We start from the raw sequence: 14,573 nt of genomic DNA, 5'->3' as shown, positions 1-14,573 counted from the left end.
GCGCGCCCATTTCCTCCGAAACGCGACCGGGCCGCGCGATGCGCGCCCGGTGCCTGCCGCGCTCAACCGCCGTGCGTCGCCGGCGCCGCCGTCCCGTAGATCTGCCTGCGCAATTCCGCGAGCCGCATATCGAGCGCTGCACGCTGCTGCTCGCGGTCCGGCACGGTGCGCGTCACCTCGTCGATGATCTTGCGGCTCTCCGCCACATAGGCCGCGTCCTGCCGCTCGCGCGCCGGCGACGGCGCACGCGCGCCCATCGCGAGATCGCGCAGGTGCTCGCGCAGCGCATCGCTGCCCGCGCGACGCGCGGCCGCATCGGGTTCCGCGTCCTGCCACAGCAGATCCGCGATGCCGGACGCTTCGTGCGGATCGAGCGCCCCCGCATCCGCGCCGGCGCGCAAACGCGCGAGCAGTTCGCGCGCGCGCGCCTGCCGCTCGGCAGCGCCGAGCGTCGCGCGGTCGTGCGCATAGCCGTCGAACTGCGCGTGGAAGTCGGCGGGCGAGGCAGTCGAAGCGTTCGTCATGCGGGTTTCCTGTTGAAGGGCAGGTGGAGAATCGGCTGGCCGCGCGGCGTCCAGGCGGCTGGTCCACAACACGGCGGCCGATGCGACGGTGCCTGCCGCCAGCACCACGCCACCCCACAACACGCGATCGCGGCTCATGCTGCGCTCCCGGTGACGCGCGCGAATAGCGGATCGGTGATGCTCGCCGCGCCCGTCTCGACGTGGCCGGCCAGCGCGCGCAGATAGTCCGCATCCGCGTCGACCGTCACGCTCAGGTCGTACCAGCCGCCGCTTCCGGCCAGGTTCCACACCGTCTCGACCGTCGCGCCCGGCTCGATGGCGCCGGCGCGCGGCGCGACACCGTAGCCGTTGTCCGTGATCGTCGCGGTGAGCCGCGCGTTGCCGGCGTTGCGCATCCGCACGACGAGCCCGCCGTCGACGCGATACGCGACGCTCACGTCGAGCAGCGCCGCGCTCGCCGTCGCGCCGCCCTTGAAGCGGCGATAGAAACCGTTCGGCCCGTATGCGGCGAGATCGTAGCGCCCCTGCGTATCGCGCACCGGCCACCATTGGTCGCTCAGCACGCGGCCGTTCTGGATCGTGTAGAAGCGCGGGCCGTTCTGCGCGAGCGCGTCGTGCACGTGGAACACCGCGGCCGACGTGCCGGCCGCGTTGCCGGGCAGCGCCTTGCCGTTGTTCGCGAAGCTCACGTTCAGCACGCCCGCGCGCACGTCGAGCGCGGCCTCGACGAACAATTCGTACGGCACCGGGCGCAGTTTGCGCTGGCCCGGCTCCTGCACGGGCAGCGGCGCATTCTCGGCCGGGTAGCCCGCCGGATAGCTCGGCTTCGCAAGGTAGTACTGGACCCAGTACGCGTTGTCGAGCTGCGCCTTGGTCGCCGTGAGGTCGAGCAGCGCGGACGGCACCGCGGCATCGGCGTCGCCCGCGAAATCGAACGCCGAGCTCAGGTCGCCGCACACCGCGCGGCGCCACGGCGTGATGTTGGTTTCGTAGACGCCCGGATGATCGTCGACGAAGCGCTTCTCGATGAAGCGGATCACCGACGTGTGGTCGAACACCTCGGAACAGGTCCAGCCGCCCTTCGACCACGGCGAGATCGCGATCAGCGGCACGCGCGTGCCGAGCCCGATCGGCAGCCCCGACTGCTGCTCGATCTCGCCTTCGACGCTGACCGTCGACAGCCCCTTGCCGGCCTTCCACGGCGGCACGGGCGCCGTCACATGATCGTAGAAGCCGTCGCCTTCGTCGTAGCAGAGCAGGAACACCGTCTTCGCCCACACGGCCGGGTTCGACGTGAGCGCATCGAGGATCCGCGACACGAACTCCTCACCGAACGACGGCCCCCACCATGGATGCTCGGACGACGAGAACGGCGGCACGATCCACGACACCTGCGGCAGGCGGTCGGCCAGCACGTCGTCGCGCAGCGACGCGATGCCGCGCGCGGTCATCCCGCGCTGGTACAGCGGCGAGCTCGTCGGTGCCGACTTGAATTGCGCGAACCACGCCAGCGCGTTGCAATCGAAATTGTTCGTGTTGTCGATCCAGTAGCGGCTCGACACGACATTCCACACGTCCCGATACGAGCCGACGCCGCCTTCCTGGTAGATCCGCCAGTCGATGCCGGCCTGCTGCAGGCGTTCCGGGAAGGTTGTCCACGACACCGTGCCGGTGCGGTCGCCCATGAAGTTGGACGTCGCGACCTGGCTGCCGTCGGGGTTCGGCGACGCGCGGCCCGTCATCAGGTACAGCCGGTTCGGGTTGGTGGGCCCCATCATCGACTGGTGATACGCATCGCAGATCGTGAACGCGTTCGCGAGCGGATAGTAGTAAGGCAGGTCGGTGCGCTTGAAATAGCCCATCGCCTCGGGCCACTGCACGGCCATCCACTTGTCGTTGCGGCCCTCGTTCCACAGCTGGTGGAACGGATCCCAGTCGTGGTATTCGGACGTCATCCACTGCGCCCACGTCTTCGACGTGTCGAGGTGCCAGGGCACGTAGTCGCGGCCCTTGTAGTTCTGATACCAGATCGCCTTGCCGTCGGGGCGTGCGACCGCGCGCGGATCGTTGAAGCCGCGCACGCCCGGGAAGGTGCCGAAGTAATGGTCGAACGCGCGGTTCTCCTGCATCAGCACGACGATGTGCTGCACGTCGCGGATCGTTCCGGTCACGCGGGCCGGCTCGACGGCGAGCGCGCGCCGGATGGATTCGGGCACCGCGGCCGCGAGTGCCGAAGCACCGGCGGCCTGGGCCGAGCGGATCAGGAACGTACGACGATCGAGTCGCGGCATCGACACACTCTCCTCGTTTTTTGACTCACGGGATGGAATGGATGAGCGCGCAACGAAGCCGCGCGCCACATCGTTTCGTCGAATTCTAGGAAGCGCGATCGGACAATTTTGTTAAGCCGCGACGAAAAACCAGACGATTGCGACATTAGAAGTCTTCTACCAATCGTCCTTCGATGCGGCCGGGTGGCCGCGCCAGTCAGGCGCGCAGGTGCTGGCTGAGTCGGTATTCGTTCAGCACCTGATCCATGACCCAGCTCGTTCTGGCCGCGTGGGTGGGCTCCAGATCGGGCTGGCAAGCGCTCGCCCCCGTCAGGCTCCGGACCACGCATTCGATCAGCGGTTGCTGGATATGCACGGGATTCCCGATCGCGAATCGCTGCTCGGGTTCGCCCGGCCGCGTGACGACGATGTCCCCATCGCCGAACGTCGCAAACGTGATTTGCCCTTCGCTGCCGACCACGCGAACCTCGTCGTACCGCTCATGGCACGCGAAATTCCACATCCCGCAGCCGTGCATGCCGTTGCGGAAGAGGAACGACATCGATACGCAGTCTTCCGCGGGATAGGCATTCGACTGCGAACTGGCATGCCCGCGCACCGACGTGATTTCGCCGAACAGGAAATCGAGGATGTCGAGCGTATGGCACGCCAGATCGACGAAGAGGCCGCCGCCCGAGATGTCCGGCATGACCGTCCACGGAAGCTCGGCCGGGTTCCGGTATCGCGCTTCGAGCGGCCGATGAAGCATGCAGGTGACGAACCGGGGCGTTCCGATGCAGGCGCCCGACGCGATCAGCTCGCGGATCTTCAGGAAGCGGGGCAGGCGTCGGCGGTAATAGGCGACGAACAGCGGCGTGCCGTTGGCCCTCGATGCCGCGAGCATCTCCGCGCACTCCTGCGCATTCAGGGCCATCGGTTTTTCGACGTACACGGGCTTGCCCGCCTCCATGCACTCGATCGCGTATGCCTTGTGCATGTTCGGCGGCGTCGCCACATACACCGCGTTGACTTCCGGATCCTCGATGAGGCCGGTGGCATCCGCGTACCAGCGCGGGACGTGATGCCGACTCGCGTAATCCGCCGCCAGCCGGGCATCGCGGCGCATGACGGCAACCACGCGCGAGTTGGCCACCTTCCCGAAGGCCGGGCCGCTCTTCACTTCGGTCACCGCGCCGCAGCCGATGATGCCCCAGCGTACTTCCGTCATGCGTTCTTCCATTCGATCGACCTGCGATACGCTTTCGATTCGTGCCAATATACGCGCGTCGCCGCCCGCGCAGGACGCGAGGGTGCGGCCTACGCCTGCGGTTCGGCGTGGCGCGTCACCGCGTCCGGCAGCCCGAACACGGCGTCGAACGACCAGTTGTAGACGAACGTGAAGATCGGGAAGAACACGATCAGCACGGCGTCGAACAGGAACGCCTGAAGCAGCGACACGTCGAGCCACCACGCGATCAGCGGGATCAGGAACGTCACGAGCGCGACCTGGAACCCGATCGCGTGCAGCACGCGGCGCCCGACCGAGCGGGTGGTCGCCGCGCGGCGCCGCTCCCATGCCTCGAACGCGAGGTTGTACAGGAAATTGACGACGACGCCCGTCGTCGAGATCATCACCCCCAGCATGCCGCTTTTCGCGGCGCCCGCGCCGCTCAGCGCACCCAGCGTCGCGGACGCGACCAGGATGCCGAGCACCTCGAACAGCACGACATAGACGATGCGTCTCTTCCAGCCTTGCATGACCACTCACCTGCGAATCGAACAAGGCGCCGAGACTAACAGCGAGGCGGCCGTCCGCAAAAGTCAGGTCCTTTCAATTCTGCTTACAGGAGGCGTCTCGTGCTCACCAGCGACCACATCGACATGCTGCTGACCGTCATCGACAAAGGCTCCTTCTCCGCCGCCGCGCGCGCGCTCGGCCGCACGCCGTCGGCCGTCAGCATGGCCATCGCGAATCTCGAGGCCGAGCTGGGCCTCGCGCTGTTCGACCGCGGCACGCGCGAACCCACGCCCACTGCGGCGATGACGGCCTTGCTGCCCGACGCGCGGTCGATCGCCGAACGGCTGCAAGCATTGCGCGCGCATGCGCAGCACCTGTCCGCGGGCGTCGAGGACACGCTGCGCATCGGCCTTGCCGCCGAGATCGACGGCGCGCCCGTCGCGCAGGCGCTGACCGCCGTCGCCTCAACCTACCCGGCGCTGGCGATCAGCGTCACGACGGCGCCGCAGGACGTGATCGTCGACGCGCTGCATCGCTCCGCGGTGGACCTGTGCGTCGCGTACGGCGGGCTCGATCTCCATCCGCAGGAGCAGATTCATGCGCTGTGGGCCGAGACGCTCGTCGCGGTCGCCGCGCCGGGCCATCCGCTGGTTGCCGATGGTGCGCGGCCGGCAGCGATCGAGCGGCTGTCGGGCTTCCGGCAGATCGTGATCGCCGATGCCGATACGCCGCTGACCGATATCCGGCCCGTGATCGGCAGCCGCACGTGGAAGGTCGACGACATGGCCACCGCGATCGCGCTCGTGAAGGCCGGCCACGGCTGGGCGAACTTGCCGGAATCCGTGATCGGGCGTCATGTCGACGCCGGCGAGCTCACGCGACTGGTATTCGCGAATATTCGCAATGGTTTGACGCTGCCCGTTTATCTGCGCCTGCCGAAGCACACGGGGCTCGGCAAGGCGGCGGGCGAGCTGGTGCGGGCGCTAAGGGCGACTGGTGCGGTGGGCTGACGATCGCGGGCTAACGACCGCGGCAGCGCCGCGCGCGTCAGTTCGCGGGCGCCGGCGGGGATAGGCCGTTAGTTGCGGCACGAATGCCGTGCCGGTCGTTCTCCTGGCCGCATGACGTACTATTTCCAGGTTGCGAAAATGAACCACGTATCGACCTGAAGGAGACGCGAATGACAGCATCCGTCACGAACCGGAAAGAGGTGGCGCCATGACAACCGACGAAATCAACCGCCCGATCACGCCGTCGCAAACCGCGCTCGTCGTCATGCATTACCAGACCGACATACTCGGGCTCTTTCCATCCGTCGCGCCGGCCTTGCTCGCCAATACGCGCCAGCTCTGCGACGCCGCGCGGGCCAAGGGCGTCGGCGTGTATTTCGCCAACCTGCGTTTCAGTCCGGGCTATCCGGAAGTCAGCCCGCTGAACAAGAACGGGCAAGGCATCAAGCGGCTGGGGCTCTTCGTCGAAGACCGGACCGCGCCCGAACTGGGCCGGCAGGCCCACGAACCGCTGATCGCCGCGCACCGGGCCAGCGTGTTCTTCGGCACCGATCTGGCGGTGCGACTGTCCGCGCAAGGCGTCGATACGCTGATCATGGTCGGCATTGCGTCGACCGGTGTCGTGCTGTCGTCGGTCGCGTATGCGAGCGACGCGGATTTCCGCCTGTTCACGGTCAAGGATTGTTGTTACGACCCGGACCCGGTCGTACACGACCATCTGTTCTCCACCGCATTCGATTCGCGCACGACGGTGCTGTCGCTCGCGGATGCGTTGCGCCTGCTTGCCTAGACGTTCGACGTCCGCACCAAAACAAACCCCGGCCACGCGGCTCATCGCCGCGCGCCGGGGTTCGATGTTCATCCGGGCGATGCATCCCGCCGCATCGCCCGCCACGCTCGCTCAACGCGCGGCGACTTCGTCCTTGCCGCGCGCCGCGTCGCCGACCGCCGCCGGGGCATCGCCCCACCCGCCGCCCAGCGCGCGGATCAGGTTCACGGTGGACACCGCCTGCGTGCCCGTCAGCGCATTCGACTGCAACTGCGACACGAGCACCGAGCGCTCGCTGTCGATCACGTCGAGATAGCTGACCTCGCCTTCCTGATACTGGGTGCGCGACAGCGTCGCCGCACGCCGCGACGCGTTGACGGCCGAATCCTGCGCGCGAATCTGGTCGTCGAGCAGCCGCAGGTCGGCCAGATTGTCCTCGACCTCGCGGAACGCGACGAGCACCTGCTGCCGGTAGTTCGCAACCTGTTCGTCGTACTGCGCGCGCGCCTGCTGCACGCCCGCGGCACGCCGCCCGCCGTCGAACAGCGGCAGCGTCAGCGCGGTGCCCGCGAACGGCCCGAGCAGGAACGTGCGGCTCGACCACATGAACAGGTTGCCGAGCGTCGATGCTTCAAAGCCGGCCGCACCGGTGATGTCGAGCTTCGGGAAGTACGCCGATTTCGCGAGCCCGATGCGCGCGTTCGCCGCGGCCATCGCGCGCTCGGCCGCCGCCACGTCGGGGCGGCGTTCGAGCAGCGCCGACGGCAGGCCCGCCGGCACCCTCACCGCGACCGGCACGAGCGGCGTTTCCTTGAACGCGAAATCCGCCGGCGCCTTGCCGAGCAGGATCGCGAGCGCGTGCTCGGACGCCGCGCGGCGACGCGCGACGCCAACCGCATCGGCCTGCGCGGTCGCCAGTTCGTTCTTCGCGCGCGACACGTCGAGCTCGCTGATGTCGCCCTCGTTGAAGCGGCGCTGCACGAGCTTCAGCGCCTGTTCACGCAGTTCGACCGTGCGGCGGTACAGGTCCTGGTCGGAATCGAGCCGGCGCAGCTCGAAGTAGTTCTGCGCGACGTCCGCCTGCAGCGCGAGCTGCACCGAACGGAACAGCGCCTCGCTCTGCGCCTCGTCCGCACGCGATGCCTCGACGTTGCGGCCCACGCGGCCGAACAGGTCCGCTTCATACGACACCGTGCCCTCCGCGCGCCACAGCGTCGAATTGACCGGGCCGCTGCCCTGCGGCAGCGACTGCGACGCCGACGACAGCCCCTGACGCGTCGGCCCGAAGCCTGCGCCGACCTGCGGGAACCATTGCGAGCGCGCCGAGCGGGTGGCCGCGCGCGCTTCCTCGACGCGCGCCGCCGCGGCCTTCAGGTTCTGGTTCGCGGCGAGCGCCTGCGCTTCGAGCGAATCGAGCACCGGATCGCCGAACGCCTTCCACCATTCGCCGCGATGCGCGGCATCCGACGGCTCGGCGGTTTTCCACGTGCCGGCCTGCTCGCCGGCCGCGAGCGCCGGCGCTTCCTTGAACGCGGCGGGCGTTGCAACGTCCGGCCGCTTGTAGTCGGGCCCGACCGCGCAGGCGGCCAGCAGCGATACGAGCAGGCCGCTCGCCGCCGCCAGCTTCGCGATGCGCATCAAACCAGATTGAGTCTTCGAGTTATCCATCGTGTTGTCCTCAAGCATCCGAAGCCGGCACGCCCGGCGCCGGAACGCCATAGCCGGCCGAATCCTTGCCGGCGACGTGAATCTTGCCGCCCGCGAGTGTGCGCAGCACCACATAGAACACCGGCGTCAGCATCAGGCCGAACAGCGTCACGCCCAGCATCCCGAAGAACACCGCGACCCCCATCGCATGGCGCATCTCCGCACCCGCGCCGGTCGACGTGACGAGCGGCACGACGCCCATGATGAACGCGATCGACGTCATCAGGATCGGCCGCAGCCGCAGCCGGCTCGCCTCGATCGCCGCCTCGAGCGGTGTCCTGCCGTCGTGCTCCAGCTCGCGCGCGAACTCGACGATCAGGATCGCGTTCTTCGCCGACAGCCCCACCAGCACCATCAGGCCGATCTGCGTGAAGATGTTGTTGTCGCCCTGCGTGAGCCACACGCCCGTGAGCGCCGACAGAATGCTCATCGGCACGATCAGGATCACCGCGAGCGGCAGCGTCAGGCTTTCATACAGCGCGGCGAGCACAAGGAACACGAGCAGCACGCTGATCGGGAACACCCAGATCGCCGAATCGCCCGCGAGGATCTGCTGGTACGTGAGGTCGGTCCACTCGAAGCGCACGCCGCGCGGCAGCGTCTCGTGCGCGATCCGCTCGATCGCGGCCTGCGCCTGCCCCGACGAGAAGCCCGGCGCCGGGCCGCCGTTGATGTCGGCCGCCGTGTAGCCGTTGTAGCGCACCACCATCTCGGGGCCGAACGTCGGCGTCACGGTGACGAGCGACGACAGCGGCACCATCTCGCCCGCGCCGTTGCGCGTCTTCAGCTGCAGGATGTCGTCCGCGCGCTGGCGGAACGGCGCATCCGCCTGCACGCGCACCTGGTACACGCGGCCGAAGCGGTTGAAGTCGTTCACGTACAGCGAGCCGAGATACACCTGCATCGTGTTGAACACGTCGGTGACCGACACGCCGAGCTGCTTCGCCTTCACGCGATCGAGATCGACGTTGAGCTGCGGCACGTTGATCTGGTAGCTCGTGAACAGCGGGCCGAGTTCGGGCGCCTGCTGCGCGCGCTTGATGAAGTCGTTGGTCGCATCGGCGAGCTTCGCGTAGCCGACCGCGCCGCGATCCTCGATCTGCAGCTTGAAGCCGCCGAGCGTGCCGAGGCCGAGCACCGGCGGCGGCGGGAACACCGCGACGAACGAATCCTTGATCGCGCCATATTGCTGGTTCAGCGCGCCCGCGATCGCGCCGGCCGACAGCGCCTTGCCGTGCCGTTCCGAGAACGGCTTCAGCGTGACGAACACGATGCCCGCGCTCGAGCTGTTCGTGAAGCCGTTCACCGACAGCCCCGGGAACGCCACCGCGCTCTCGACGCCCGGCTGCTTCAGCGCGATCGAGCCCATGTCGCGGATCACCTTCTCGGTGCGGTCGAGCGACGCGCCGTTCGGCAGCTGCGCGAACGCGATCAGGTATTCCTTGTCCTGCGCGGGCACGAAGCCGCCCGGCACGACCTTCGACACCAGCAGCGTCGCGCCCACCAGCGCAACGTACACGCCGAGCATCACGGCCTTCCTCGACAGCACGCCGCGCACGCCGTGGCCGTAGTGCTCCGCACCGCGATGGAACACCTTGTTGAAGCGCTTGAAGAAGCCGCCGAGCACGCGGTTCATCACGCGCGTCAGCCAGTCTTCCTTGTCGCCATGGCCCTTCAGCAGGATCGCCGACAGCGCCGGCGACAGCGTCAGCGAGTTGAACGCCGAAATCACCGTCGAGATCGCGATCGTCATCGCGAACTGCTTGTAGAACTGGCCCGTCAGGCCCGACATGAACGCGAGCGGCACGAACACGGCGACCAGCGTGAGCGCGATCGCGATGATCGGCCCGCTCACTTCCTGCATCGCCTTGTAGGTCGCCTGCCGGGCGGTCATCCCGTTCTCGATGTTGCGCTCGACGTTTTCCACCACCACGATCGCGTCGTCGACCACGATACCGATCGCGAGCACCATCCCGAACAGCGACAGTGCGTTGATCGAATACCCGAAGCCGAGCAGCAGCGAGAACGTGCCGACGATCGACACCGGCACCGCGATCAGCGGAATGATCGACGCGCGCCAGGTCTGCAGGAACACGATCACGACGATCACGACCAGCGCGATCGCCTCGAGCAGCGTGTGCACGACGGCCTTGATCGACGAACGCACGAACTGCGTCGGGTCATAGACGATCTTGTAGTCGACGCCCGCCGGCATGTCCTGCTTCAGCTCGGCCATCGTCTTGCGCACTTCGTCCGAGATCTGCAGCGAGTTCGCGCCCGGCGACTGGTTGATCGCCATCGCGACGGCCGGCTTGTTGTCGAGCAGCGAGCGCAGCCCGTACTCGGACGCGTCGAGCTCGATCCGCGCGATGTCGCGCAGGTGCGTGACGCCGCCGTCCGGCGTCGTCTTCACGACGATGTCGCCGAACTCGTCTTCCGTCTGCAGGCGGCCGCGCGCGTTCACCGACAGCTGCAGCGGCGTGCCCGGCAGCGACGGCGACGCGCCGATCACGCCGGCCGCGACCTGCACGTTCTGCTCGCGGATCGCCCGCACGACATCCTCGGCGGCGAGGCCGCGCTGCGCGACCTTCTGCGGATCGAGCCACACGCGCATCGCGTAGTCGCCCGAACCCCACAGCTGCACCTGGCCGACGCCCTGGATCCGCGACAGGCGGTCCTTCACGTTGATCAGCGCGTAGTTGCGCAGGTAGGTCATGTCGTAGCGGTTGTCCGGCGAGATCAGGTGCACGACCATCGTCAGCGTCGGCGAGCTCTTCACCGTGGTGATGCCGAGCCGCTGCACGTCTTCCGGCAGGCGCGGCAGCGCCTGGTTCACGCGGTTCTGCACGAGCTGCGTGGCCTTGTCCGGATCGGTGCCGAGCTTGAACGTGACGGTGATCGTCATGTTGCCGTCGCTGTTCGCCTGCGACTGCATGTACAGCATGTCCTCGACGCCGTTGATCTGCTCCTCCAGCGGCGACGCGACCGTCTCGGCGATCACCTTCGGGTTCGCGCCCGGATACTGCGCCTTGACGATCACCGACGGCGGCACGACTTCCGGGTATTCCGAAATCGGCAGCAGGAACATCGCGATCACCCCGCCGAGCAGGATGATGACCGATAGCACCCCTGCGAAGATCGGGCGATCGATAAAGAATTTGGATATGTTCATGAATGGCTCTGTCTGGTTCGACGCGAAAGCGTGGCGGGCGGGCCGCTTACGAATTCGCCTTCGCCGGTGCAGCGGGCTTCGCGTTGCCCGCGAGCGGCGCGGACGGCGCATCGCCGCCCGTCATCGGCACCATGTGCGGCTTGACCTGCTCGCCGGGGCGCACGCGCTGCGTGCCGTTGACGATCACGCGGTCGCCGGCGGCGAGGCCGCTGACGATCACGCGCCGGTTGCCGTGCTGCAGCCCCTGCTGCACTTCGCGGTACGACACGCGGCCCTGCTGGTCGACGACGAACACGAACTTCTTGTCCTGGTCGGTATTGATCGCCGCGTCGTCGACGAGCAGCGCCGGGTGCGGCGCGCTGCCGCCCACCTTCACGCGCGCATAGAGGCCCGGGACGAGCGCGCCGTCCGCGTTGTCGAAGCGCGCGCGCACGCGGATCGTGCCGGACGACGTGTCGAGGCGGTTGTCGACCGAGTCGATCGTGCCGCTGCGCGAGTAGCCGCTCTCGTTCGCGAGGCCGAGCTCGACCGGCACCTTGCGGCCGTCGCGCGCGCCGTTGATGTATTGCAGGTAGGTCTGCTCGTCCGCGTCGAACGACGCGTAGATCGGCGACACCGACACGAGCGTCGTCAGCGGCGCGGCCGATGCGCCGGCCGACACGACGTTGCCGAGCGTGATCTCCGCGCGCGACACGCGGCCCGACACGGGCGCGGTGATTCGCGTGTAGCCGAGATCGATGCGCGCGGTTTCGAGCGCGGCCTCGGCCGCCTTCAGGTTCGCGCTCGCTTCGCGCGCGGCGTTCTGCTTCTCGTCGTAGTCGCGCTTCGCGATCGCGTTGTCGCCGATCAGCCGCTGCGCGCGCTGCCAGTCGCTTTGCGCGTAGCCGTTGCGCGCCTGCGCGGCCGCGAGCTGGGCAGCCGCGCGATCGACCGCGGCCTGGTACGGGCGCGGGTCGATCACGAACAGCACGTCGCCCTTCTTCACGAGCGCGCCGTCCTTGAAGTTGACCGACACGATCGTGCCCGACACCTGCGGGCGCACGTCGACCTTCTCGATCGCTTCGAGACGGCCGGAATAGCTTTGCCAGTCGGTCACGGTCTGCGGCACGACGGTGGCGACGTCGACTTCGGGCAGCGGCGCCGCCTGTTTCTCGGGTGCGCTCGCATTGACGCGCAGCGCGCCGAACGTGCCCAGCCCGACGACGGCGAGCGTCGCGATCGCGGCAACCGCGATCCGGGTGCGAGGGGTGCGTAGGATGGCCATGGTGATCTCCAAGTGAGCGTGGATTGGATTGGTTATTCGGTTCGATTCGCGATTCGGTTCGGCTGGCACGCCTGGAAGCGGCACTGGAAGAAGCGCACGGCTTCCTCGAACGCGGCCTCGTGCGTCGCAAGCGCCGCGTGCGTAATGTCCGGGTAGCGGATTACCTGCGTCAGCACGCCGGACGAGATCAGGCAGCCCGCGTATTTCTCCGCCTCGACGTGCAGCACGTCGTTCTGCGCGGTGACGATCAGCGTCGGCGGCAGGCCTCCGAGGCGCACCGACTCGAGCGGCGCCGCATACGGGTGCATGCGCTGCGACGCCTGCGGCAGGTAGGCGCGGTAGCACGCCGCGCATTCCCGCGCGGTGATGTCGGACGCGAGGCGCTCGGCGTCGCCGATGCGCGTCATGCTCGGGTCGAGCATCGGGCCGAACAGCGCCTGCGCGGCGATCGGCACGTCGCCGCGGTCGCGCGCGATGAAGGCGAGGCAGTTCGCGAGCTGGCCGCCCGCGTCATGGCCGGCGACGCCAATCTTCTTCGGATTGCCGCCGAACGCGCGGGCGCGGGTCGCGGCCCACACCGCCGCGCGATATGCGTCTTCCGGCGCGGCCGGAAACGGATGCGCGGGCGCCAGCGAATAGTCGACGGAGACTACGAGTGCCGGTAAGCGTTCTGCTAAAAAGCGCGCGGCGAAATCGGCGTCGTCGAGCGTGCCGCGCACGAAGCCGCCGCCGTGGAAGTAAAGCACTACCGGCAGTCCGGTTTTATCGGGACGGCGATAGATGCGCAGTGCAATGTCCTGCGCATAGCCGGGGATCTCCACCTCGGCGACCGTCAACGCCGCGCCGGCATTGGCATTGGCCGGCAGCGCGGCTTTCAGGAATTTGCTGAATTCAGAAGCGTCCATGACGAAACGTCATCCATTTCAAGATGGATCGCATTCTGGGTCCGGCAGACATCCGGATAAATGCCTATAATCCGGCAACACAATTCAACGACCCCGAACAATCACAGGCTGCGTTCACCTCAGGTGACGCAGCCTTGTCGTTGGGTCAGTCAAATGCGGAGGTAGCGATGGATCGGCTGCAAGCCATGCAGGTGTTTACACGCGTCGTCGACACGAGCAGCTTCACCAAGGCGGCAGAAACGCTCGGTCTGCCGCGAGCCTCCGTCACGACGATCATCCAGAACCTGGAGGCGTTCCTCGGTGTGCGGCTGATGCACCGGACCACCCGTCGGCTGTCGCTGACCCCCGACGGCGCCGCGTACTACGAACGCTGCGTGCGGATCCTCGCGGACGTCGAGGAAACCGAAGCAAGCTTCCAGAACAACAACCGCAAGCCGCACGGAAAGTTGCGTGTCGACATGCCCGGCTCGCTCGGACGGCTGGTCGTGATCCCGGCGCTGTGCGAATTCCACGATCGCTATCCGGACATCGACCTGCAGCTCGGCCTGACGGACCGCCCGGTCGACCTGCTGCAGGAAGGCGTCGACTGCGTGATCCGGGTGGGCGCATTGCAGGATTCGTCGCTCGTCGCGCGCCGCGTCGGCCTGTTCGAAGGTACGTCGGTCGCATCGCCCGCGTATCTCGAGAAGTACGGCGAGCCGCAGTCGATCGAGGACCTGAGCCAGCACAAGGCCGTGAACTACTTCTCGAACCGCACCGGCCGGATGATCGACTGGTCGTTCCTGATCGACGGCAAGGAAGTCGAGGTCAAGATGAACGCGGTCGTGTCGGTGAACGACGCGGACGCATACGTGAGCTGCGGGCTCGAAGGCTTCGGGCTGATCCAGCCGCCGCTGTTCATGGTGCTGCCGTACCTGCGCGACGGCCGGCTGAAGGAAGTGCTGCCCGGCTACAAGCCGCTGCCGATGCCGATCTCGGTCGTCTATCCGCACAGCCGCCATCTGTCGCCGAAAGTGCGCGTGTTCGTCGACTGGGTGGCCGAGGTGTTCGACCGCTGCCCGCTGCTGAGCGGCAAGAAGGGCCTCGACGCGACCTGCACGAAGCGCACGTTCGAGGATGCCGAGCGCGCGCCGGCGCTCGACACGCCGGTGCTCAACGAGTGGGTGGCCTGAGCGGCACGCAAGGGTTGTACAAGGCCGGCGCACGCCGGCCGT

At 67.7% G+C, this 14,573-nt stretch carries 11 protein-coding genes; 3 read left to right on the top strand and 8 right to left on the bottom strand.

The genetic code is table 11. The features are described 5' to 3' along the window. Nucleotides 1-62: 62 nt before the first annotated feature. The 4 genes from plcR to ABFO07_RS30565 form a co-directional block, all read right to left on the bottom strand. Nucleotides 63-662: a phospholipase C accessory protein PlcR gene (gene plcR, locus ABFO07_RS30580; RefSeq protein ID WP_059563771.1), complete on the bottom strand. Its 600-nt coding sequence runs from the start codon at nt 660-662 to the stop codon at nt 63-65. After that, the gene (locus tag ABFO07_RS30575; RefSeq protein ID WP_347469308.1) at nt 659-2,815 is read right to left on the bottom strand and encodes a phosphocholine-specific phospholipase C; all 2,157 of its coding nucleotides are present in this window, start codon (nt 2,813-2,815) and stop codon (nt 659-661) included. The genes plcR and ABFO07_RS30575 overlap by 4 nt, the downstream gene beginning before the upstream one ends. Before the next feature lie 196 nt (nt 2,816-3,011). Further along, a complete protein-coding gene (locus tag ABFO07_RS30570) occupies nt 3,012-4,022 on the bottom strand; it encodes a Gfo/Idh/MocA family protein (RefSeq protein WP_347469716.1) in 1,011 nt (336 codons plus the stop codon). Nucleotides 4,023-4,111: 89 nt separating this feature from the next. Further along, nucleotides 4,112-4,552, bottom strand: coding sequence for a PACE efflux transporter (locus ABFO07_RS30565; RefSeq protein ID WP_347469307.1), 441 nt, complete (start codon nt 4,550-4,552; stop codon nt 4,112-4,114). 99 nt (nt 4,553-4,651) lie between these two features. Here ABFO07_RS30565 and ABFO07_RS30560 point away from each other — a divergent pair, with 99 nt between their 5' ends. Both ABFO07_RS30560 and ABFO07_RS30555 read left to right on the top strand, forming a co-directional pair. Next, entirely contained in the window at nt 4,652-5,542 is an 891-nt protein-coding gene (locus tag ABFO07_RS30560; RefSeq protein ID WP_059985905.1) for a LysR family transcriptional regulator, read from the top strand. Between the two features lie 208 nt (nt 5,543-5,750). Beyond that, the gene (locus ABFO07_RS30555) at nt 5,751-6,332 is read left to right on the top strand and encodes an isochorismatase family cysteine hydrolase (RefSeq protein WP_059957939.1); all 582 of its coding nucleotides are present in this window, start codon (nt 5,751-5,753) and stop codon (nt 6,330-6,332) included. A gap of 111 nt (nt 6,333-6,443) precedes the next feature. Here ABFO07_RS30555 and opcM read toward each other — a convergent pair whose 3' ends face one another. Genes opcM through ABFO07_RS30535 form a run of 4 tightly spaced genes read right to left on the bottom strand, consistent with a single transcriptional unit; the run spans nt 6,444 to nt 13,359 of the window. Beyond that, complete coding sequence (gene opcM, locus ABFO07_RS30550; protein WP_347469306.1) at nt 6,444-7,979, bottom strand: multidrug efflux transporter outer membrane subunit OpcM; 1,536 nt, start codon at nt 7,977-7,979, stop codon at nt 6,444-6,446. Nucleotides 7,980-7,989: 10 nt separating this feature from the next. Beyond that, nucleotides 7,990-11,190 (bottom strand): multidrug efflux RND transporter permease subunit CeoB, encoded by a 3,201-nt coding sequence (gene ceoB / locus ABFO07_RS30545; RefSeq protein WP_059563766.1) that lies wholly within the window; start codon nt 11,188-11,190, stop codon nt 7,990-7,992. Between the two features lie 46 nt (nt 11,191-11,236). Next, on the bottom strand, nt 11,237-12,454 hold the full coding sequence (locus tag ABFO07_RS30540; RefSeq protein WP_347469305.1) for an efflux RND transporter periplasmic adaptor subunit: 1,218 nt from the start codon (nt 12,452-12,454) through the stop codon (nt 11,237-11,239). A 32-nt stretch (nt 12,455-12,486) separates the two neighbouring features. After that, the gene (locus ABFO07_RS30535) at nt 12,487-13,359 is read right to left on the bottom strand and encodes an alpha/beta hydrolase (RefSeq protein ID WP_124492003.1); all 873 of its coding nucleotides are present in this window, start codon (nt 13,357-13,359) and stop codon (nt 12,487-12,489) included. 167 nt (nt 13,360-13,526) lie between these two features. Here ABFO07_RS30535 and ABFO07_RS30530 point away from each other — a divergent pair, with 167 nt between their 5' ends. Further along, nucleotides 13,527-14,531 (top strand): LysR family transcriptional regulator, encoded by a 1,005-nt coding sequence (locus ABFO07_RS30530; RefSeq protein WP_059565759.1) that lies wholly within the window; start codon nt 13,527-13,529, stop codon nt 14,529-14,531. Nucleotides 14,532-14,573 lie beyond the last annotated feature (42 nt).

It is taken from the genome of Burkholderia stagnalis (genome assembly GCF_039848545.1).
GTDB lineage: Bacteria > Pseudomonadota > Gammaproteobacteria > Burkholderiales > Burkholderiaceae > Burkholderia > Burkholderia stagnalis.
This window is presented reverse-complemented; position numbering and strand designations above follow the sequence as displayed.

Bases quoted from the DNA above. Each gene is read 5' to 3' on its own strand.
- ABFO07_RS30575 (WP_347469308.1), bottom strand. From the start codon at position 2,815: ATGCCGCGACTCGATCGTCGTACGTTCCTGATCCGCTCGGCCCAGGCC.
- ABFO07_RS30540 (WP_347469305.1), bottom strand. From the start codon at position 12,454: ATGGCCATCCTACGCACCCCTCGCACCCGGATCGCGGTTGCCGCGATC.
- ABFO07_RS30535 (WP_124492003.1), bottom strand. From the start codon at position 13,359: ATGGACGCTTCTGAATTCAGCAAATTCCTGAAAGCCGCGCTGCCGGCC.
- plcR (WP_059563771.1), bottom strand. From the start codon at position 662: ATGAGCCGCGATCGCGTGTTGTGGGGTGGCGTGGTGCTGGCGGCAGGC.
- ABFO07_RS30530 (WP_059565759.1), top strand. From the start codon at position 13,527: ATGGATCGGCTGCAAGCCATGCAGGTGTTTACACGCGTCGTCGACACG.
- ceoB (WP_059563766.1), bottom strand. From the start codon at position 11,190: ATGAACATATCCAAATTCTTTATCGATCGCCCGATCTTCGCAGGGGTG.
- opcM (WP_347469306.1), bottom strand. From the start codon at position 7,979: ATGGATAACTCGAAGACTCAATCTGGTTTGATGCGCATCGCGAAGCTG.
- ABFO07_RS30570 (WP_347469716.1), bottom strand. From the start codon at position 4,022: ATGACGGAAGTACGCTGGGGCATCATCGGCTGCGGCGCGGTGACCGAA.
- ABFO07_RS30565 (WP_347469307.1), bottom strand. From the start codon at position 4,552: ATGCAAGGCTGGAAGAGACGCATCGTCTATGTCGTGCTGTTCGAGGTG.
- ABFO07_RS30555 (WP_059957939.1), top strand. From the start codon at position 5,751: ATGACAACCGACGAAATCAACCGCCCGATCACGCCGTCGCAAACCGCG.